General features: G+C 60.6%; 20 protein-coding genes. 15 read left to right on the plus strand and 5 right to left on the minus strand.

Translation table 11 applies throughout. The annotated features are described in order from the left end of the window. Positions 1-12: 12 nt before the first annotated feature. Positions 13-1,470 carry an ArnT family glycosyltransferase gene (locus AB4N84_RS25565; protein ID WP_460043796.1) on the minus strand — a complete coding sequence of 486 codons (1,458 nt, stop codon included), beginning with the start codon at positions 1,468-1,470 and terminating at the stop codon, positions 13-15. Between the two features lie 407 nt (positions 1,471-1,877). Between AB4N84_RS25565 and AB4N84_RS25570 the strand changes: the two genes are divergently transcribed. From AB4N84_RS25570 to AB4N84_RS25580, 3 genes are all read left to right on the plus strand, one after another. Continuing rightward, positions 1,878-2,252 carry a hypothetical protein gene (locus tag AB4N84_RS25570; RefSeq protein WP_460043798.1) on the plus strand — a complete coding sequence of 125 codons (375 nt, stop codon included), beginning with the start codon at positions 1,878-1,880 and terminating at the stop codon, positions 2,250-2,252. 93 nt (positions 2,253-2,345) lie between these two features. After that, positions 2,346-2,561 (plus strand): hypothetical protein, encoded by a 216-nt coding sequence (locus tag AB4N84_RS25575; protein WP_460043799.1) that lies wholly within the window; start codon positions 2,346-2,348, stop codon positions 2,559-2,561. A 46-nt stretch (positions 2,562-2,607) separates the two neighbouring features. Further along, positions 2,608-3,456: a phosphatase PAP2 family protein gene (locus tag AB4N84_RS25580; protein ID WP_460047144.1), complete on the plus strand. Its 849-nt coding sequence runs from the start codon at positions 2,608-2,610 to the stop codon at positions 3,454-3,456. On the opposite strand, the gene AB4N84_RS25585 is transcribed toward AB4N84_RS25580, so the two are convergent. Further along, positions 3,416-4,711: a sensor histidine kinase gene (locus AB4N84_RS25585; protein ID WP_460043801.1), complete on the minus strand. Its 1,296-nt coding sequence runs from the start codon at positions 4,709-4,711 to the stop codon at positions 3,416-3,418. The genes AB4N84_RS25580 and AB4N84_RS25585 overlap by 41 nt on opposite strands. Positions 4,712-5,072: 361 nt before the next feature. On the opposite strand from AB4N84_RS25585, the gene AB4N84_RS25590 reads away from it, so the two are divergent. Genes AB4N84_RS25590 through AB4N84_RS25600 form a run of 3 tightly spaced genes read left to right on the plus strand, consistent with a single transcriptional unit; the run spans position 5,073 to position 8,754 of the window. Beyond that, a complete protein-coding gene (locus tag AB4N84_RS25590) occupies positions 5,073-6,080 on the plus strand; it encodes an iron ABC transporter substrate-binding protein (protein WP_460043803.1) in 1,008 nt (335 codons plus the stop codon). A 17-nt stretch (positions 6,081-6,097) separates the two neighbouring features. Then, positions 6,098-7,690: an ABC transporter permease gene (locus tag AB4N84_RS25595; RefSeq protein WP_460043804.1), complete on the plus strand. Its 1,593-nt coding sequence runs from the start codon at positions 6,098-6,100 to the stop codon at positions 7,688-7,690. After that, positions 7,687-8,754, plus strand: a complete 1,068-nt coding sequence (locus AB4N84_RS25600) for an ABC transporter ATP-binding protein (RefSeq protein ID WP_460043805.1) — start codon at positions 7,687-7,689, stop codon at positions 8,752-8,754. Before AB4N84_RS25595 ends, AB4N84_RS25600 begins: the two co-directional genes overlap by 4 nt. Positions 8,755-8,760: 6 nt before the next feature. On the opposite strand, the gene AB4N84_RS25605 is transcribed toward AB4N84_RS25600, so the two are convergent. Further along, a complete protein-coding gene (locus tag AB4N84_RS25605; RefSeq protein ID WP_460043807.1) occupies positions 8,761-10,008 on the minus strand; it encodes an MFS transporter in 1,248 nt (415 codons plus the stop codon). 379 nt (positions 10,009-10,387) lie between these two features. Between AB4N84_RS25605 and pmrG the strand changes: the two genes are divergently transcribed. The 5 genes from pmrG to AB4N84_RS25630 all read left to right on the plus strand — a co-directional run bounded on the left by pmrG (position 10,388) and on the right by AB4N84_RS25630 (position 15,208). Beyond that, positions 10,388-10,981 (plus strand): lipopolysaccharide core heptose(II)-phosphate phosphatase PmrG, encoded by a 594-nt coding sequence (pmrG, locus tag AB4N84_RS25610; protein ID WP_460043809.1) that lies wholly within the window; start codon positions 10,388-10,390, stop codon positions 10,979-10,981. A gap of 71 nt (positions 10,982-11,052) precedes the next feature. Next, positions 11,053-11,952, plus strand: coding sequence for a LysR family transcriptional regulator (locus AB4N84_RS25615; protein WP_460043810.1), 900 nt, complete (start codon positions 11,053-11,055; stop codon positions 11,950-11,952). A gap of 104 nt (positions 11,953-12,056) precedes the next feature. Further along, positions 12,057-13,229, plus strand: a complete 1,173-nt coding sequence (locus tag AB4N84_RS25620; RefSeq protein WP_460043811.1) for an FAD binding domain-containing protein — start codon at positions 12,057-12,059, stop codon at positions 13,227-13,229. Positions 13,230-13,420: 191 nt separating this feature from the next. Beyond that, positions 13,421-14,527 (plus strand): alkene reductase, encoded by a 1,107-nt coding sequence (locus AB4N84_RS25625; protein WP_460043813.1) that lies wholly within the window; start codon positions 13,421-13,423, stop codon positions 14,525-14,527. 30 nt (positions 14,528-14,557) lie between these two features. Next, positions 14,558-15,208: a DsbA family protein gene (locus tag AB4N84_RS25630; RefSeq protein ID WP_460043815.1), complete on the plus strand. Its 651-nt coding sequence runs from the start codon at positions 14,558-14,560 to the stop codon at positions 15,206-15,208. 72 nt (positions 15,209-15,280) lie between these two features. On the opposite strand, the gene AB4N84_RS25635 is transcribed toward AB4N84_RS25630, so the two are convergent. Next, the gene (locus AB4N84_RS25635) at positions 15,281-16,072 is read right to left on the minus strand and encodes an alpha/beta fold hydrolase (RefSeq protein ID WP_460043817.1); all 792 of its coding nucleotides are present in this window, start codon (positions 16,070-16,072) and stop codon (positions 15,281-15,283) included. Between the two features lie 307 nt (positions 16,073-16,379). Between AB4N84_RS25635 and AB4N84_RS25640 the strand changes: the two genes are divergently transcribed. Next, positions 16,380-16,652 (plus strand): DUF2790 domain-containing protein, encoded by a 273-nt coding sequence (locus AB4N84_RS25640; protein WP_460043818.1) that lies wholly within the window; start codon positions 16,380-16,382, stop codon positions 16,650-16,652. 38 nt (positions 16,653-16,690) lie between these two features. Here the strand turns inward: AB4N84_RS25640 and AB4N84_RS25645 are convergent, their stop codons facing one another. Next, positions 16,691-17,395 carry a GntR family transcriptional regulator gene (locus tag AB4N84_RS25645; protein ID WP_074750648.1) on the minus strand — a complete coding sequence of 235 codons (705 nt, stop codon included), beginning with the start codon at positions 17,393-17,395 and terminating at the stop codon, positions 16,691-16,693. Positions 17,396-17,552: 157 nt separating this feature from the next. Between AB4N84_RS25645 and AB4N84_RS25650 the strand changes: the two genes are divergently transcribed. The 3 genes from AB4N84_RS25650 (at position 17,553) to AB4N84_RS25660 (ending at position 21,044) form a co-directional block, all read left to right on the plus strand. Beyond that, positions 17,553-18,758 (plus strand): pyridoxal-phosphate-dependent aminotransferase family protein, encoded by a 1,206-nt coding sequence (locus AB4N84_RS25650; protein ID WP_460043820.1) that lies wholly within the window; start codon positions 17,553-17,555, stop codon positions 18,756-18,758. A 110-nt stretch (positions 18,759-18,868) separates the two neighbouring features. Then, positions 18,869-20,191, plus strand: a complete 1,323-nt coding sequence (locus AB4N84_RS25655; RefSeq protein WP_083370600.1) for an MFS transporter — start codon at positions 18,869-18,871, stop codon at positions 20,189-20,191. A gap of 85 nt (positions 20,192-20,276) precedes the next feature. After that, positions 20,277-21,044, plus strand: a complete 768-nt coding sequence (locus tag AB4N84_RS25660; protein WP_460043821.1) for a 2-keto-4-pentenoate hydratase — start codon at positions 20,277-20,279, stop codon at positions 21,042-21,044. Positions 21,045-21,056 lie beyond the last annotated feature (12 nt).

Genomic DNA, 21,056 nt, shown 5'->3' on the forward strand with positions numbered 1-21,056 from the left:
GCCACTGAGCGTTCAGCGGCTGACGAAATAATAGACGCGGTCGCCCACGGTGATTCGGTCCACGATCTTCAAGGGCAGCCGAGGCGCCTCAGTCTTTTCCATGATCGCTACCGTGTGCGCATCCCCCTTGAGCACCCCCTGCAAGGCATCTTCGTCCAGCACCGTGTCGAGCAAACTCTCACTGTAGAACACGCTGGCCCCTGCCAACCGCTCACTGGGTTGAAAAAGCACCACATGCCTGCCCTGCGCCTGCAAGGTCCGAACACGCTCAGCGAGTGGCAAAAATGACAGCTTCATGTCGGCACGCGGCGCCAACCAATACGCATCACTCAGGTACGCAACGCAAACCACCGCCACAATGCCCGTCACCCAGCCTCGACGATGCTGCAACCAACGGCGAACCCGGACTGAAGTTTCAGCACGATGACGCAAGCGTTCGTGCCACATCGCGAGGTACTCCATCGCGATCACCGCCGCGGCCGGCGTCAGCGACATCAGATAAACCATCCGTTTGCTGGAAGCGAGCGTCAGCAGCAGGAATTGAGCGATCAGCCAGACGCTGAAAAACAAGACGTAGCGATTGCCTCGCCACTGTTGTCTGAAATGCCACAGCCCCAGATACACCAGCAGGTTCCAGGGAAGGAACGCCTGGGGCAGTTTGCCCAGGTAGTAGTAAAAGGCTTCGTAGTGGCCGGCGTCCGAGAACGAGCCGTCGAAGCGTCCGACACTGTTGGTCCACAACACGGCCTTCAGCGACTCGGTTCCCCCTTGTCCGTACAACAACCACAACCACACCGCCAACGGCACAAGCGCCAGCAGTGTGAACGACAGCGGATAAAACCAGTGCCGCAGGACCAGGCGACCTTCCAGCCCGCTTTCAATGCTTAGATAGGCGAAGATCACGACACCGGGCATCGCCAGGCCCAACACGCCTTTGCTCAATGTCGCGATGACGATCCCCAAGCTGAAGAGTAGCCAGTCACCGAGGGGGACGGTAGACCGGTTGCGCTGAAGGCACGCATTGAAAAACGCCAATAGCGCCATCGTCACGCCCAACGTCAACAAGGCATCCTCGCCCACCTGACGCGCGTTGCCCCAGAACGTCGCTGTCGTCACCAACAACAGCGTCGCGCCGAGCGCCACATGGCGTGGACGGCCCATTCGACACAGCATGGAATACAGCAAGAACAGGGTCAGAAAACCTGCACACGCCGACGCCAGGCGAACGGCAAGCGGGGTTGCGCCAAACCCTCGGATTGCACCGGCATCAAGCCACACGCTCAGGGGAGGTTTTTCCAGAAACGGTTCGCCGTTCAATGTCGGTGTGACCCAATGACCACTCAGGTGCATTTCCATCGCAATACCAGCGACTCTCGGCTCGGTGGAATCCTGTAACTGATGGTTGCCCAAGGCAAAAAACAACAGCAACCCGCACAAAACAAATACGGCATAGACACTGTCGTTTTTCACGTGGGTTACGCGCCCTGATATCACGCTGAACAATGGCCGCCTCATTCCCGATCAAGTGTGTGAACGTCAGTCCAGATAAATTGCGAAGATATAACCCGTGAGTAAGGATTCCGCGCGAGTGCAATGTTCCGCCCGCCACCCCTTTCACTGAAGTGGCACATCACCTGCCGGCCATTATTGATGAACCGCACTGAACGACGCCTGTATCTGCCCACATTGACATGAACCCCTCGTACAAATGTGAAAGCAGTTTTCACATGCACTTCACTCGCTGTTGACTCCCGTCCCCTTACCCTCGCGACCAGAACTCATCGATGTCTCGGCGCGTGCCGCTGGGTGGTCGTAACGTATCCACCGACGAATTGAAGTGCCCCGTCATTCACGCTTAATCGGCAAAAGATCCCTTCATGAACTCGAACGTAAGCCACGCTTTGGATGAACTGAACGCGCGTTATCACGCGCTAGGAAAATCCGCACGCGTGGGTCTGTTGGCGCTGGGAATTGTGCTCATGGCGGCCGTCTGCGCCGTTGCGCTGCGCCCGGCCACCATCGCTGACCTGGCCGAGGGAAATCATGCACGCAAGGCCAATCTCTTCTCGTTGTGGGACAGGGGTGATCTGGTGGTGCTTATGCGCCACGCTGAGCGTTGCGACCATTCCTCGAATCCCTGTCTGGATAAGAGCGACGGCATTACCGTCAAAGGCCGGCAGATGGCGCAACACGTCGGTCTGGCGTTCAAGAATCTGGGATTGAGCCAGGTCGACGTTTACAACAGTCCCTAGCGACGCACCGAACAAACCTCGGCCTACGCATTCAACCGCACGAGCACGGGCGAAGACTGGTTGATCAACTGCCGCAAAACGATGCTGGAGGACGTGCTGAAGCACAAACTCGATCATCGCAATATGGTGCTGGTGACCCATAGCGAATGCGCCGCTGCGCTCGAGCAATCCCTGAACACGCCAGCCCCGTCGTCCATCGGGTATGGCTCATCGCTGATCGTCTCCATTGACCCTGGTACACACGCGGCCCGCGTGCTGGGGTTTATCGACGCACAAGACTGGGGGAAGGTGCTTGCCAAGCGCCCTTGACCCGCCTAGCTCAACCCTTTCGTCCAACAGCCCATCGGAACCTGTGATCGTGCAAAACAGCAGAAACCGCTTTTACTTCAATCATGTGGGTATTCCCCTGGTCCTCGCGCTGGTGCTGTTTGTCAGTTTCGATCTGACGGGGCTCGACGTCAGGTTCAGCGACTGGCTATACAACACCAGCACGCACGCTTTCCCGCTGCAGCACAGCAAACTGTTCGAGACCATTACTCACAAGTGGGCCAGGATCATCCCGAACTGGACGGGCGAAGCGGCCATCATCGGAGCGCTTCTTTCGTTTCTGTGGCCGCGCTTCAGGGCAGAGAAGCACGCCCGGATGATGGCCTGGTTGGAGAAGGTCCGCATCGCGCCCGCGTTGCGTTTTCTGACCCGCCACCGTCGCGACCTGTTATTCGTGGTGTTGTCGTTCTCCATCACGACGGGCGCGATCCACTATTTCAAAAGCCACACCAGCATCTACTGTCCAGTGGAAACCACCCTGTATGGCGGGACCGAGCAGCAGAAAGAGTGGTACGAGAACTTCAACCTGCTGCACGATGCCGGTAAAGGTCGCTGCTGGCCGGGTGGGCATGCCTCGGGTGGCTTCACGATGATGGCGTTGTTCTTCGTAGCACGCCGTTACCGTTGGCGCCATGCCCGCAAAGTGCTGGCGTTCTCGCTGATCCTGGGGACCGTTTACGGAACAACGCGCGTGTTTCAGGGCTGGCACTTCATGTCGCACACGCCATGGGCAGGCATCATCGTATGGTTCTCGATGTTCTTCACGGCAATGGTGTTCTATGGCCGGGCCCGGCTGGATCCGTCGGTGGCGTTGCAGCCAGAGCGAACGCTGAACGCTACACCGACAACGACTGTGGTGTCCCCAGCGCAACGGTAAAGCAACACCCGGCCGGCTCCCGGCTGGTCAATGTTACGGTCCAGTGCTGATTGACGCATATCCGCTGGACCAGTGACAAACCCAATCCCAGCCCTTCCCCCCGCTGCTCGTCACCCCGCACGAACGGCTGAAACATCGCCAGCTGCTTCTCTTGCGGAATGCCGATACCGCTGTCCTCGACGCTGAACCCCTGATCGGTCAAGGTCAGGCGGATGAAGCCGTGATCGGTGTAATGCCAGGCGTTGCGCAACAGGTTACCCATGACAGAGCGCAGCAGCGGTGCATTGTATTGACCACATTCAGCACCCTGCGATGCGTCAACATAGATCAACTCCAGTCCCTTTTCCTCGATAGGTTGGCGCCAGACCTCGATCAACTCTTCGGCCATCCGGGGAACGCTTGAACGCTGCCCTTCGGGTGCGCGCTTGCCTTCGGTACGTGCCAGCAGCAGGAATGTTTCGACCAACTGGTTCATGCCTGAAGTCGCCTTGCTGATCCGCTGCACCTGCGTGCGCGAACGGTCATCAAGGCCGGGGTATTCCAGCAACAGCTCGCAGGAGGTGGCGAGCACCATCAGGGGCGTGCGCAATTCATGACTGACGTCACTGGTGAACAGTTTTTCACGGCCCAGCGCAGCACGCAGCCGGCCGAGCGTTTCGTCAAAGGATTTCGCCAGCGCGCCCACTTCGTCCCGTGCGTAATCGTCGGCCAGGGTCGGTGCCAGTTCGAGGAGCTGATCCCGGTGCCGGACCTGTCCGGCCAGCCGCGACACCGGCGCCATGACCCGCGAAGCGAGCAGGCGTCCAAGCAGCACCGCGAGCATGACACTGAGGATGAACCCCACCAGCACCACGGCGAACAGAATGCGTTCGCGCTTCTCGAATTTGCGCTGGTCGCGGAGCAAAACGTAGCGTCGCTCACCCACCGATTCGACCATGGCGTAATAGGCTTTCTTGCCCCGAAAGAATTCCTGAAAACCCGGCTTCAAGTCTTTCAGGTCATCGCTCATCGCCACGTCGCCAATCCCGTCTTCGGCATAGAACAACTCGTCTTTATCCGGACGATGACGCCAATCCTCGATACGGTCTTGCGTCAGCAAACGATGCAGGTTGCCGCCCAGGCTGATGGTGGTGAGTCGGGTCTCTACAATGTGCACAGTGGCGATAATGCCGAGCGCAAATACGCCCGCCACTAATGCGCTCATCAGGGCAAAGACAATTACGATTCGTTGCTTGAGGCTGTGTTTGATATCCATCAGTTTTCGTACATATCCGTGCCGTCGCTCCCACTACTGCCAGTCGGCGCACATTATCGGGGGCGTTATGTCATGGTTTCGTTAATTGGCTAAGGCGATGATCAACCGCGCGATAAACGCCCTGACGGCGACCGGCACCCTTGAACGTAGGGAAGCTGTCACTGGCACAGCTACGGCATTGCAGCCTCGTCATTTGACGAGTTGTACACACCGTTTTGACGATTTTTTCTCATCCCCAACATTAATTTGCCACTCCCTCTCATGCGCTAATGATTCGCATTGAGAGGATTGGCTCTACACTGCTTGCTGGACGCTCACACGGATTGGCCCATCTCTACCACCCTCCTCGGGAACCCTGACAATGACCTTTCACAGACCCACCTTTTTCAAAGCTGCCCTGCTCGCCGCCATGACCTGTTCCAGCGCCGGCGTCTGGGCCGACGACGGCCTGGTCGTGTACAACGCCCAGCACGAAGGGCTGACCAAGGCTTGGGTCGAGGGCTTCACGAAAGAGACAGGCATCAAGGTCACGTTGCGCAATGGCGATGACACCGAGATGGCGAACCAGATCGTTCAGGAGGGTAAGGCGTCCCCGGCAGACGTCTTCCTGACTGAAAACTCCCCTTCCATGGTGCTCGTCGACGGCGCCGGCCTGTTCGCTCCGATCGCACCGACGACCCTGTCACAAGTCGCCTCGGCTTACCGCCCGGCTCATGGCAACTGGGTCGGCATCGCGGCGCGCTCGACGGTGTTCGTTTACAACAAGGACAAACTGACCCAGGAGCAACTGCCCAAGTCGATCCTGGATCTGGCCGACCCGAGCTGGAAAGGTCGCTGGGCTGCGTCGCCCGCCGGCGCTGACTTCCAGGCCATCGTCGGCGGCATGCTGGCGCTGAAAGGCGAAGCGACAACGCTGCAGTGGCTCAAAGGCATGAAAGCCAACTTCACGGCTTATCGTGGCAACAGCGCTGTGCTCAAGGCGGTCAACGCCGGTCAGGTCGACAGCGGCGTGATTTTTCACTACTACAGCTTCGTCGATCAGTCCAAAACCGGCGAAAACAGCAAGAACACCTCCCTGCATTACTTCAAGCACAAGGACCCGGGCGCCTTCGTGAGCATTTCCGGTGGCGGCGTGCTGGCCTCCAGTAAGCATCAGGAGCAGGCGCAGGCGTTCATCAAATGGATCACCGGCCAGGAAGGCCAGGCGGTGCTCAAGGATGGCAAATCCTTTGAGTACGCCGTCGGCCAGGGCGCGGCCTCCAATGCCCAGCTGACGCCACTGGCCGAACTCGATGCGCCGGCGGTTGACGCGTCGAAACTGGACAGTAAAAAGGTCGTGGACTTGATGACCCAGGCGGGACTTCTCTGACTGTGCAACTGGAACGGATGTCCACCTCGGCAAACGCGCCTGTGACCGGTTCTGCGCCCACGGCGGCTTCGCGCGGGCGCAAACAGGGGCGGCATTTCGCCGCCTGGATCACCGGCAGCTCATGGGTCATCTCGCTGCTGGCGCTGCTGCCCCTGGGTTTCGTGATTTTCATCGCGATTCAGAGTGGCTGGGACAGCATCGTCCAGCTGGTGTTTCGCCCCCGGGTCGCGGAGCTCTTGCTCAATACCCTGATGCTGGTGCTGATCACCTTGCCGCTGTGCATCGTGCTGTCGCTGGCGGTGGCCTGGCTGACGGAGCGCAGCGACTTGCCGGGACGTCGGCTGTGGTCGCTGCTCGCCACCGCGCCCATTGCTGTTCCGGCGTTCGTCCACAGCTACGCATGGGTCAGTCTGGTGCCCTCGATGCATGGGTTATCGGGCGCCGTGCTGGTGTCCGTGCTGGCCTACTTCCCCTTTCTTTACCTGCCCATCGCCGCGACCTTGCGGCGACTGGATCCCGCCATCGAGGACGTGGGCCAATCGCTGGGCCTCAAACCGCTGGCGGTGTTTTTGCGCATCGTGTTGCCGCAACTGCGGCTGGCGATCTGCGGGGGCTCGTTGCTGATCGGACTGCACCTGCTCGCAGAGTACGGCCTGTTTGCGATGATTCGTTTCGACACGTTCACCACGGCAATTTTCGACCAGTTCCAGTCGTCTTTTAACGGGCCGGCCGCGAACATGCTCGCCGGTGTACTGGCGCTGCTGTGCCTGTTGTTGCTGACGCTGGAGTCCGCTGCCCGAGGCAACGCGCGTTACGCCCGCGTGGGGTCAGGCAGTGCACGCCAACCGCAGCTCTGGCAGCTGTCGAGAACGGCCACGGCGTTGTGCCTGCTGTTGCAAATGAGCCTGTCTCTTCTGGCCCTCGGCGTGCCGCTCATTACGTTGGCAAGATGGCTGATCGCCGGAGGCAGCGAGGCCTGGCAGCAGGACGGGCTGCTCGACGCCGTGCGACAGACCCTGATGCTGGCGTCCGTCGGTGCGGTGCTGATCACGGCCGCCGCGTTCCCCATCGCCTGGCTGTCGATTCGCGCGCCAAGTCGGTTCAACCGGCTGATGGAAAGCTGCAACTACATCACCAGTTCGTTACCGGGCATCGTGGTCGCGCTGGCGCTGGTGACCATCACCATCAAGGTGGCGCGGCCGATCTATCAGACCGTGATCACCGTGTTGCTGGCGTATCTGCTGATGTTCCTGCCCCGCGCGTTGGTTAGCCTGCGCGCCGGCATTGCCCAGGCACCGGTCGAGTTGGAGAACATCGCCCGCAGCCTCGGTCGCACGCCGACCCAGGCCCTGTGGCTGATCACCTTGCGCCTTGCAGCGCCTGGGGCAGCAGCCGGCGCCGCGCTGGTGTTTCTGGCCATCACCAACGAGCTGACCGCTACCCTGCTTCTCTCGCCCAGCGGCACACGCACGCTGGCGACCGGGTTCTGGGCCATGACCAGTGAGATCGACTATGCGGCCGCCGCTCCATACGCCCTGATCATGGTCCTGCTGTCGTTACCGCTGACCGCCCTTCTCTATCACCAATCCAAACGTACGGCAGGCCGATGAACGCTCTTGAGCTGCACGCGCTTTATAAATCCTTCGGAAATGTCCGGGCGCTGGACAACGTCAGCCTGTCGATTCCTGCAGGCAGTCGCACCGCGATCGTCGGCCCTTCGGGGTCCGGCAAAACCACGTTATTGCGGATGATCGCAGGCTTTGAATTCCCGGACCGTGGACGCATTGCCCTGCAAGGCGACTGGCTGGTCGATGAAACCCGCGCGGTGCCGGCGCACCTGCGCAACATCGGCTACGTACCGCAGGATGGCGCGCTGTTTCCTCACCTGTCTGTGGCCGCGAACATTGGTTTCGGCCTCTCGGGTGATCGCGCGTTTCGACGCCGACGCATCAGCGAGTTGCTGGAGATGGTCTCGCTCGATGAATCGATGGGCGAACGCTGGCCACACGAACTGTCGGGCGGTCAGCAGCAGCGTGTCGCGCTGGCCAGGGCGCTGGCGCAAAACCCCGGCATCATGCTCCTCGATGAACCCTTTTCGGCGCTCGATACCGGCCTGCGCAGCAGCATGCGCAAGGCGGTCAGCAAACTGTTGTCTGACGCGGGCATCACCACGATTCTGGTGACTCACGACCAGGCAGAAGCGCTGTCATTTGCCGATCAGTTGGCGGTCATGCGTCAAGGCAAGCTGGTGCAGGCAGGTTCCCCGATGGCACTGTACCGCCACCCGGTTGACGAGGAGACCGCCGTGTTTCTAGGCGACGCGATCATCTTGCCTGCGTGGGTCGAGGGGGATATCGCCACCTGCGAACTGGGCTCGGTACCCGTGCTCAAACCGCGCCGACAAGGTGCCGCGCAAATCCTGCTGCGCCCCGAACAACTGACGGTCGTCACGCACGATGCCGCTGAGTCGGGGCCCTACAGTGTCGGGCGCGTGACGGACATCGATTTTACTGGCAGCTCTTGCATTCTGACGCTGGAACTTGCCGCCAGAACCACGGCTGGCGGGGAACAGATCCCCCATCGCACGCTGAACGTGCGCAACCCCGGCATCAATATTCCGCCCTTGGGCAGTACCGTCAGGCTGTCGACGGCAGGCGAGGCCCACGTGCTCTGACGGTTGTCACCGCACACTCACCGGGCGCATGACCAGCATCACTGCCGCACACGCCGCCATCAAGACGCAGGTGGCAATGAACACAATCGGCATGCCGAAATGGCCGCCCAGGTAACCGCCGGTCAGCGGCCCAAGTACCTGACCGACGTATTGGCTTGAGGTGGAATAACCCAACATTCGCCCGGCCACGATGTCCGGGACCGAGTGACGAATGATCGCGGCGATGCACGGCAGCAGACCACCCAACGCGATCCCCATGAGAAAGCGCAATACCACCAGTTGCCATTCGTTGCTGACGAACGCCTGCGGGATCAGCAGCACAGCCGCCGCGCTGAGGCAACCGATCACCACCTTCCAATGACCGATGCGGTCCGCCAGCTTGCCGATGCGCGATGCCGACAACACGCTGGCCAAGGCCGTCGCGGACATCACCAGACCCGCCATCAAGGTCACGTTCTTGGTGTGCAACTGGATCAGGTACACCGTGATGATGGGCTCGATGGACATGATCGAGAACATCACCAGACACGCCACCACGAACATCGTGACCACCGGCTTTTTATCCGGAATCACGTCCCATGGGCGCACCGTCACCGGCTTGGGTGCTCCAGCGGCGCGTTTGGGACGCGGTGTTTCCTTCATCAGAAACAAGGTGGCGAGAAAGGTCAGGAAGATCACGCCACCCGCCAGAAAGAACGTGTTGCGTATGCCGATCAGTGGCGGCAGGAGCCCGCCAATCAAGGGGCCGGTGAGATTGCCTGCCATGATCCCCGACGACAGCGTGCCCAGTGCCCAGCCGGAGCGCTCTTTGGGGGTCTGCGTCGCCACCAGAATCGTCGCGCCCGACGCGTACCCGCCCAACAACCCGGCCAACAGGCGCAACCCCACCAGCTGATAAATGTTCTCCGCCAGGCCAATCAACGACATCGCGATGGCCATCCCGAGGCTTGCCCGGATCAACATCAGCTTGCGCCCATAGCGATCGCCCAAGCGCCCCCAGAGCGGTGCCGTCAGCGCCGCCGACAGAAACGTCGCACCGAATGCCACGCCCGACCATTGCACGATGGCCGCGGGATCACTGACGCCCAGGTGTTCGACATACAGCGGCAGGAACGGCAGCAACAGCGTCATGGCGACGATCGTGGTGAAGGCACCGAAAACGCAGACGGTCAGGTTGCGCTTCCAGTGACGCTCAGCGACGGACGGGTCGGCAGCAGAGGCTTGTGAAGGGGCGGATGGCGGCTGAACGCTCATGTCAGGTCCTTTGGCGTGTGGTCCGTCTAGGGTAGAGGGCGGGCGTCCATAAACAAAATTCATGTTTTTTATAGTATGGATTCCATAAAGGAATGCCGTTGTTCTGCAATCGAGTGCGAATGCCATAGCGGCGTTTTCCGTTTGTGTCACTTTCGTGACCCGCAAATTTTTCACAGTGCCTTCACCCCCGCTCCACTTCCCGATCCTTAACGTGGCGCTCATCGCATTCTCGGGTCGAGCGTGCGCTCGCACTCCCCGTCTTCACCCGTGCAACAGGTATCAGGTGACACCCATGTCCAACGGTTCAATCAGATGGCCCGTGTTTTTCAAACGAGGAAGAAATCGCTCACGTCGCTCGATCATTCTCGGCATCGCGCTGATGGTCACCATGACCACGGGCTTCATTGTCTGGCCGGTGTCGCCGGCGATTCTGGACATGAGAAATCCAGAGTCGCCGGACGTCATCGGCCTGAAGGAACATTGGCGCCGGGGCGATGTGGTGGTCCTCGTACGGCACGCCGAGCGGTGCGACCGTTCCAGCAATGCATGTCTGGGGCCAGCCGACGGGATCACCCGGCTTGGCAGCACGGAGTCACAGCAACTGGGCCGTTCCTATGCAGGATGGGGACTGGGTAACACGGACATCATGCACAGCCCGATTACCCGGACCGCACAGACCGCGCAGTTCATGTTTGACGCCCGATCTGTCAGCCAACAATGGCTGGCGGATTGCGGGAAGACGATGCGCGATGATGTGCTCTCGCACAAACAGGCGCAGCACAATCTCATCCTGGTCACCCACAGCGGTTGTATCAGCGACTTTGAAAAACAGACAGGCTTTAAACACGCGGCTGCCAGCGAGTACGACAGTTCATTGTTTGTGTGGGTGACGCCTCAGGGAAAAATAGACGTACTGGGGATCGCGAACATGCCCGACTGGCCGACGATACCTTCAGTGAGCCAAAACCGCTGAATACTGCCGTTGGCGAGCTCGCACCGACCGCCTACACTGCGGCCCTACACCGCAGGTATGACGGAAGGTCAATGGACAAGCTGCTCGCCTTGAAGATGTTCGTGGAAACCGTCGACGCCAAAGGCTTTTCAGCCGCGGCCCGACAATTGGGCATGGCGACGTCCAGTGTGACGCGGATGATCGACTCACTCGAAGCGGAGTTGGGGACCGTGCTGTTCAACCGCTCGACCCGCCAGGTCACGGTGTCCGACGCCGGCGCTGCGTACTACTCGCGCGCACGCAAGATTCTCGAAGACGTGGCGGACGCCGACGCGACCGTGATGGACAGTGACGACGAGCCTTCGGGTCCGCTGCGCATCTCGGTGCCAACCGCTTTCGGGCGGACCATCATCGCACCGAAGCTGGGTGCACTGATGAGTCGCTACCCTCGCCTGGAACTGGACATCACCCTCACCGACAGCATTGTTGACCTGTTTAGCGAGCGGGTTGACCTGTCGATACGCCTGGGCTCCGCTGCCCCCATGGACGGCGTGGTCAGCCGCCCGGTCGGGACGTTTCGGCGTCGGGTAATCGCCAGCGCTGGCTACCTCGAGCAGCACGGCAAGCCACAGACACCGGCTGAACTCTCCAACCACGACTGCCTGCGCTTCAATTTCGGCAATCCCCAGCAAGCCTGGACCTTTCTCTCGATCGACGGAGAAACTCGCGTCTCCGTCAACGGCCGCTTCAAAAGCAACAACGCCGAGGTCCTTCGTGAACTGGCGCTGGCAGGCACTGGCATCGCTCTGCTCCCCGACTGGCTGATCGATCAGGACATCGACGCCGGACGGCTGGTCGAGCTGTTCGAAAACAGCCCGGCCTACCCGGACAACGCCAAAAGCGAAATCTCGGCGCTGTACCTGCCCAACCACCGTGGCTCGAAGCGGGTGAAGGCGTTTATAGCGTTCATGCAGGAGATGATGTCCAGCTGACGCTCTTGCACCCAGCGCAATGCGCTTTTGCGTCAGCGGCGGATTCTCCGAACACGGCAGCAGCTCTAGTGTGTCGGCATTCATCGCACCTGGAGCGCAGCCCCATGAACGACTCATCTCCCCATCAAGTACCCGCACCTGCGGGCAAAGCGTTGATCATCGGGGGCTCACTGGGCGGGTTGTTCGCGGCGACGGCGTTGCGCGCGATCGGCTGGCAGGTCGAGGTGTTCGAGCGTTCACCCGCAGCGCTGGACAGTCGGGGCGGCGGCATCGTGCTGCAACCTGATGTGTTGAGGGCATTCGATTTTTCCGGCATCCAGCACACCCATGCGCTGGGTGTGCGCTCCCGGCACCGGGTCTTTCTGGATGCTGCTGGCAAGATCCGCCACAACCAGGTGATGCCTCAGACCCAGACGTCCTGGAACACCCTTTACGCCGCGCTGATGTCGGGTCTGCCCAGCGAGCATTATCACCGTGGCGCGACCCTGATCGACATCCAGCAAGACGACCACGCAGTCACCGCCACGTTTGAAGGCGGCCAGCAGGTACAAGGCGATCTATTGATTGGCGCCGACGGCGGCCACTCCACAGTCCGCAGTCTTGTGCTGCCGGATGTGCAACCCGAGTATTCGGGGTATCTGGTGTGGCGCGGGCTGGTGGACGAACGCGACCTACCGGATCAGGCCAAGGCCCTGCTCTACGAAAATTTCGTGTTTCAGCAAAGCCCCGAGTCGCTGATGTTGACGTATATGGTGCCCGGCGCGGACGGTTCAACCCGGGTTGGCGAACGCCGGTTCAACTGGCTCTGGTACCTGAAAGCCGCGCCCGGCGCCGAGCTGGACGCTGCGTTGACGGACCACGCTGGCCTGCGCCGCCTGCATTCGGTGCCACCGGGTGCCATGGCGCCCGCGCAGGAAGCCGCCTTCCGGGCGGTGGCCAAGGGGCGCATCAATCCCGCGTTTCTTGAGCTGGTTTGCCGCACCCCGGCCATTTTCGTGCAGTCGATCCTGGACCTTAAAGTCCCTCGCATGGTGTTTGACCGGACGTTGCTGACGGGCGATGCCGCGTTTATTCCACGGCCACACACCGCAGGAAGTACGGCCAAGGCGGCGGCCAATGCGGTGGCGCTGGCCCAGGCACTCCAGCACCAGCCTGAGCTGCACAAAGCGCTGGACGCGTGGCAGCGCGATCAATTGCGCGAAGGCGCGCAGATGGTCGACTGGGGCATCTCGATGGGCAACCGGATCATGGGAATCGATCCGCTCGTCACCCGATGAGCCTCGCCGTGAACCTACATCAGCGCCCCGCCCTTGCGGGGCTTTTTTTGGCTGGCCAGAAATGACGCCTGGAACGTCAGCATTGCGCTGAACGCGAAGCACCGTTGCGCCGTCGACCCATTCTCCCGCCCCGCCCGAACGCCTACCGTAGAGCCATCGAACACACCCTTCAAGCCTGCGAGGCAACCCTCATGAAACTCTTTTCCCCCATTAAGCTTGGCAACCTGACGCTCAACCATCGCGTGGCGATGGCGCCGCTCACCCGCTCCCGTGCCGGTCAACCCGGCAACGTGCCGACCCCGATGAACGTCGAGTATTATCGCCAGCGCGCGTCTGCGGCACTGATCGTCACCGAAGCGACCCAAATTTCGCAGCAAGGCCAGGGTTATGCGTGGACACCCGGCATCCACACCGCTGAACAGGTGGCCGGCTGGAAACAGGTCAGTGACGCGGTGCACGCCGAGGGCGGCCGTATCTTCCTGCAGTTGTGGCATGTCGGCCGCGTCTCGCACCCCGTGTTTCAGCCTGAGGGCGGGTTGCCGGTGGCACCCAGTGCCCTGCCGGTTCCGGGCAAGACGTTCATCCTTGATGAGCACGGCCATGGCGTCTGGGGCGATGTTCCGGTCCCGCAAGCCCTGACCGTCGAAGGCATTCAAGCGATCATCGAGGACTACCGCGTCGCCGCGCGCAACGCGCTGCTGGCAGGCATGGACGGCGTCGAGATTCACGCCGGTAACGGCTATCTGCTGGATCAGTTCATTAACTCGGCGAGTAATCATCGCACCGATGAATACGGCGGCTCCCTGGAAAAACGAGCAGGACTGGTGCTGGAGGTCACTCGCGCGGTCGTCGAAGAAATCGGGGCGGATCGCGTGGCCGTGCGCCTGACACCGATGGGGCGCTTCATGGGCATGGGCGATGAGACTCCGGAAGAAACCTTCAGCTACATCGTTCGCCAACTCGACACCCTTAACCTTGCTTACTTGCACCTGGTGGAACCGGCCATGGTGGGCACCGTGCGCGACGAGCAATTCGATCCACGTTGGGACGCAATCATTGCGCGTCTGCGCAGCGAGTTCAAAGGCGTCCTGATGCTGGCGGGCGGTTATGACCAACACACCGCCGAACGTGCCTTACAGGAAGGCCGCGCCGACCTCATCGCCTTTGGGCGCCCGTTCATTGCCAACCCCGACCTGCCAGCGCGCCTGCAGGGGAACCACCCGCTGAACCCGGCCGATGGCAACAGCTTTTTCGGCGGTGATGCACGCGGCTATATCGACTACCCGGCACTGGTTTGAACGCCCCTATCGCCTCTGGAGGAACCCGGCATGAGCACTGCAACCCTGCATTACCTGTATGACCCCTTCTGCGGCTGGTGCTATGGCGCAGCGCCGATGATCAACGCCGCCATGAGTGTCCCGGGCGTTCATGTTCAGCCACAGGGCATCGGCATGCTGTCCGGGGACAAGCGCCGCACAATGTCACCCGAATGGCGCGACTTCGTTCGTCCCCATGAAACGCGCATCACCTTCTACAGCAAACAGACGTTTGGCGATGCTTACGTCAATGGGCTTCAGGAACGCGACGACGTGGTGCTCGACTCCTCACTGCCGATCGCCGCGATGCTGGCCGCAGAAGCGCTGTCCGGACGCGGGGTGGAGATGCTCAAGCGTTTGCAGGTCGCGTATTACCAGGAAGGTCGGGCGATTGCCGATATCGCCGTGATCATCGATGTGGCCGAAGTGCTGGGTTATGACCCACAAACGTTCGAAGGCCAACTCCTGGCGCTGCTCGATGACGGTATCGAACAGCATCTGGAAAGCAGCCATGCCGTCATGCGACGCATGGGTGCGCAAGGCGTCCCGGCATTTGCCCTGGAGATCGACGGTCAGTGGGAAGTGCTGGCATTCGGGCATTACTTGAGCCGCCCGGAGCTGTTTCGCAAGGACCTCGAAGCGCGGGTGAACCGCGCGGCGTAGTGGCCCGGCTTGCGGACGGTTGCGCTTGCAAGAGCGCGTTCGCCAGCAAGCCAGACGGCTACGACAATCGAATCACGGCGCGTCCTGCGCGTGCTGCGCGGCCTGTTCGATCAGCGCAGCGACTTCCTTGGGATGCGACTCGTATACCGCATGACTGGCACCGTCGATTTCGATGGTGTGCGCATTAGCGCGCTTGGCGTACATGCGTTCAAGGTCCGGGTTGATGATCCGATCCGCTTTGGCCACTGCGTACCAGCTGGGCTTGGTCTTCCAGGCGGCCACCGTGGCGGGCGTGGTGAACACGGAAGCTGACGTCAGGAATTGCGCATTGGCTTCGAACTCTGCCTGAGCCTTGGGCAAGTCAGCGGCGAAATCGGCAGGGTAAAACGCCGGATCGAGGTACAGGAAGCCGTCGTCGGTCTTTTTCACCGCCTTGGTGGCATTGGGGTAAAGCTTGCCGTTCGCCGCTTCGGTTTCACCGACATCCAGCGCGTGGGCGGCGATATACACCAACCCGGCAACGTGCGCGTCCTCACCCGCATTGGAAATCACCGCGCCGCCATAGCTGTGCCCGACCAAAATGGTCGGTCCGTCCTGCATCGCCAAAATGCGTTTGACGGCTGTGACGTCATCATTGAAAGACGTCAAAGGGTGTGCAGCCACCGAGACGTGATAGCCGTCCTTGACCAGAATGTCGTACACCGGCTTCCAGCCAGCGCCATTCACGAATGCGCCATGCACCAGCACGATGTTGTGGACCGGCGCAGCCGATGCCGCGCTCGCCATGCCGACCGAGGTCAGGGCGAATGCGGCGATCGCCAACGCAGCGCGAAGTTTGCTCAGTTTCAAAGGACGGGTTTTCATAAAGTCAGCGTCTCGAACAGGGAAAGTGTGAACACGTGATGCATTCAGTGAATGTCCCTTGCAAGACGCGCTTGATCCGCTTTTATTCCGCCGCGTCAAACAATAATGCCCGGCGTACGTTATCCCTCTCTAAACAGGTAACAGGTCTTTTACCGACAGCAAAGCACCGGTTCGTGCGCATCATCACACGTGATGACGCCTATCGACAGACAGTATTTCTAAGCGAACCGACGCACTCCCTAGAATGACGCCATCAGCCAGCCCTTTCGCTATCGCCGCTTGCACTATTGCTTCGTTGGAGCCCGTCATGAAATACGCACTGTTTGCCGCTTTGTCGATGTTCAGTCTGTTCGCGTCGGCCAACGATACGCCCGGCCAGACAGCGGCCACAGCCGCCACGGACGTTCAGTACGACTACTCGCAGGACCTCGACATCGCCAAGGTGGTGCGAATCAGTAACGCCAGTTCAGCGACCAACGCATGCGGCCCGGTCAAGGCACAAATGGAATACCTGGACAGCAAGGGTGTCTCGCACAAACTTGAATACACCCGGCTGGGTGATGAGTGTGGCAACGGTTAAACAGCAGCGGATCGACGTGTCGGCAGTTGCTGTTCCGTTCATTCGCTTCCCTGCCCCAGCATCAGCATCAATGCATCGCGCTTGGCCAACAGGTGCTGCCGCAGAATGGCACTCAAGCGTTTACCGTCGCGCGCTTCCAGCGCCTGGATCATGTCTTCGTGATCGTGCACCGCACGTTCCCACTTCGGCGCTTGCAGGTTCGAGCGAAAACGTAATGCCTGTATTCGCCCGTTCAACGCCATGTACGTCTGTCGCAGCGCCGAGTTGCGGGCAGCGAGGTTGATCAGGTCGTGAATCGCACGATTGCGCTGGTAGTAGCCGGGCAGGTCATTCTGGTTTTTGCACACCACCATCGCGTAATGCAGCGCCTTGATCTCGTCCAGCTCTTCAGAGGTGATCCGCTCGCACGCCAGTTCTCCGGCGAACGCTTCCAGACCGCTCATCAGCTCAAACGCTTCGCGGATGTCCAATTCCGACATACGGGCAACGCTGGCGCCCCGATTGGGTGAGATCTCGATGAGCCCTTCAGCTTCCAGAACCTTCAGCGCTTCTCGCAAGGGCGTGCGGGAAATACCAAGGGTCTCGCACAACTCACGCTCGTTGAGTTTGGTCCCTGCGCCCAGTGTGCCTTCAATGATAAAGCTGCGCAGATGCTCTACCACGGTGTCATGAAGACGTTGACGCTCCAGCTTTGGCAGTTGCTTCACGCCTTCCGTGGGCATCGAGAAATCTGAATCTTGCATACAAAGTCCTCACAGTGATGCTCGGATACTAAGACAGAATTTCGGCCTCTGCGGTAAAAAATCGCGTTATTAAGCGCTTGCGCACGCCCATTTGACGCACGCCAAACCACTGCTAATGTATTTTGCATTCAAAATACAAAAACAGAGGCGTACCACCATGAAGCTCGATTTCCACCCAGCCGGTCGTCATTTTCTGCAAATTCCTGGACCCAGCCCGGTCCCGGACCGCATTCTGCGTGCCATGAGCTACCCCACCATCGACCACCGAGGTCCTGAGTTCGCCGAATTGGGGATCAAGGTGCTGACGGGTATCAAGCAGGTCTTCAAAACCACCCAGCCCGTGATCATTTATCCGGCCTCCGGCACAGGCGCCTGGGAAGCGGCGCTGTGCAATACCCTGAGCGCGGGCGACAAGGTCCTGATGTTCGAAACCGGTCACTTCGCCACGCTGTGGAAGAAGATGGCTGAAAGCCTGGGCATCGAGCCGGAGTTCCTCGGTTTGCCAGGCATCGAAGGCTGGCGCTATGGCGTGGACGCCGACAAGATCGAAGCGCGTTTGTGCCGCGACACCGCACACAGCATCAAAGCCGTGTGCGTGGTGCACAACGAAACCAGTACCGGCGTGACATCCGACATCGCTTCCGTGCGCAAGGCCATCGACGCTGCCGGACACCCTGCGCTGCTGTTGGTCGACACCATCTCAGGCCTGGCCTCGGCAGATTATCGTCATGACGAATGGGGCGTGGACGTGACGGTGTCGGGTTCGCAGAAAGGCTTGATGCTTCCGCCGGGCATCAGTTTCAACGCCGTGTCCGCCAAAGCCGTCGCTGCCAGTCAAAACGCACGTTTGCCGCGCAGTTTCTGGGCGTGGGACGAAATCATCGAGATGAACAAGACCGGTTACTGGCCGTACACCCCCAATACCAACCTGCTGTATGGGCTGTCCGAAGCGCTGGACATGATCCTCGGCGAAGGCCTGGACAATGTGTTCGCCCGCCACAACCGCCTGGCGCAAGCCTGCCGGACGGCCGTCAATGCCTGGGGGCTGCCGATCCAGTGCGCGGACCCGTCGGTGTACAGCCCCGTGCTGACGGGCGTGATGACGCCCGACGGCGTGGATGCGGATCAGGTGCGCAAGGTCATCTACGAACGCTTCGACATGTCACTGGGCACCGGGCTCGGCAAAATGAAAGGCCGGATGTTCCGCATCGGCCATCTGGGTGACTGCAACGACCTGACGTTGATGGCGACTCTGGCCGGTTGCGAGATGGGCCTGCAAATGGCCGGGGTGAAACTCAGCGGCAGCGGCGTGGCCGCGGCCATGGATTTCATCGGCTCGCAGCACGTCCCTTTCCAGCGATGAACAGCCGTTCAAGCGGCAACTCACTTGCCGCTTGAGGCCTGCAACCTGCTTCTGCCCTATCCCGACTCACGCGCCACTGGCGCGAACAATAAGAAACTGGAGATAGCGTCATGAAACTGTTCCGCCTTCGCCCTACGAGCATGGTGCTGCTCATGCTCTGCGTCATGTACTTCATCACCTACCTGGACCGTGTCAACGTGAGCACGGCCGCCTCCGGATTCGGCACCGAGTTCGGCCTGTCCAACACCCAGATCGGCCTGGTGTTCTCGGCATTCGCATATCCGTATCTGGTGTTCCAGATCATCGGCGGCTGGATCAGTGACAAGTATGGCGCACGCCGCACGCTGATTTTTTGCGGCGCACTCTGGGGGCTCGCGACCGTGCTCACCGGTTTTGCCGGTGGTCTGTTTTCGCTGCTCGCGGCGCGCTTGCTGCTCGGCCTGGGTGAAGGCGCCACCTTCCCTGCGGCCACTGCCGCCATGTCACGTTGGGTCGCTCAGGAAAAACGCGGCTTCGCCCAAGGCATTACCCACTCCGCAGCCCGCATCGGCAATGCCGTAGCGCCCGCGGCTGTGGTCGCAATCATGGCCGCGTACAGCTGGCGCGCCGCGTTCTTTGTCTGCGGTGCGATCAGCCTGGTGTGGGTCGTGCTCTGGGCGTTCGTCTTCACCGAGCATCCCAAGGACCACCCGCACATCACACCGGCAGAACTGGCGCTGCTGCCGCCGCCAAAACCCAAGCCACCGAAAGTGCCCTGGAAGCCGCTCTTCAAGCGCATGTTTCCGGTGACCGTCGTTTACTTCTGCTACGGCTGGACGCTGTGGTTGTTCCTGTCGTGGATTCCGCAGTACTTCCTGCACAGCTACAACATGGACCTTAAGAAATCGGCCATTTTCGCATCGGCGGTGTTCCTCGCCGGTGTGGTCGGTGACACCCTTGGCGGGCTGGTTACCGACCGGTTGCTGATCAAGACCCAATGCCTGAAGCGCTCACGCAGCTGGATGGTTGCGATCTGCATGTTCCTGACGCTGCTCTGCGTGATCCCGGTCATGCTCAGCCATAACGTCTATGTGTCCATGCTGTGCCTGGCGGGTGGCTTCTTCTTCGCGGAAATGACCATTGGCCCGATGTGGGCGATTCCCATGGACATCGCCCCGCAATACAGCGGCACCGCTTCCGGGATCATGAACACCGGCTCAGCGGCGGCCGCGATCCTGTCGCCCGTGGTCTCAGGTTATGTGATCGACCGCTTTGGCAGCTGGGAACTGCCCTTTGCGGGCAGTGTGGTCCTGATGGCGATCGGCGTGATTCTGGCCTTGCGGATGAAGCCTGAAGATAAATTCACCCTGCCTGAAGCCCCCGTCATTGGCCCGTTGCCGTCGTCCGGGCCGCCCTCCGCCCAAAGCCCGGTGTCGGCGGTCGTGAGCAAATGAGGTTAGAGTAGCCCTGCTGGCTCCGCGGCCCTGAAAGGTTTGGCCGTGGAGCGCTTTCCATTCAATTGCCTGAAGGAAGTCCCGCGTGAATCCACCGTCTCACCCAGCGAACATTGCCGAATTGATCGTCGACGCCATGCGCGACGGTCAGAAACTCACCGAGATTCGTCCTGAATACGTGCCCGCTGATGCTGCCAGCGCTTATGCCTTGCAGCGGGAAATCCTGCGCCTGCGTGAGACGACCGTCGGCGGTTGGAAAGTCGGCTCAAAATCCACCCACGGCGGCCCGATCAATGGCGCACTGTTGCCTGAAGACGGCCTGTTTGCCAGTGGCAGTCAGGTGGAATGCGTTGACTACCCGGCGCCGATTCTGGAGCTGGAAATCGCCTTTCGCCTGAACCGCGAATTCGCCCCCCGTGACGAGCCCTACTCTGATGAAGAGGTACTGGGCAGCATCGGTTCCATGGGCGCCACCATCGAAGTGGTGTCGAGTCGTTTTGCGGCATGGCCGAAGATCGAGCCTTTGCTGGCACTCGGCGATCTGCTCAACCATGGCGCGTTGATCGTGGGCCATTTTGTGCCGTACGACGCCAGCTTTCCCTTCGTCGAACCCGCACTGACCTTCACCTTCGCCGATGAAGACATCGTGCCGGGTGACGGTGCAAACCCGGCCGGTGACCCGCGCCGCTTGCTGCCTTGGGTGGTCAATCACCACACGCAAAATGGCCTGAGTGTAACGCCGGACCTGGTGATCACCACGGGGTCGTACACCGGCATGTACCTGACCAAAGGGCCGGGATTGGCGGTGGGTGAAATTCGCGGATTGCCGCCGGTTTCCGTGGAGCTGATTTGATAGGTTGCGCTT

This window comes from Pseudomonas sp. S2_H01 (assembly GCF_054668305.1).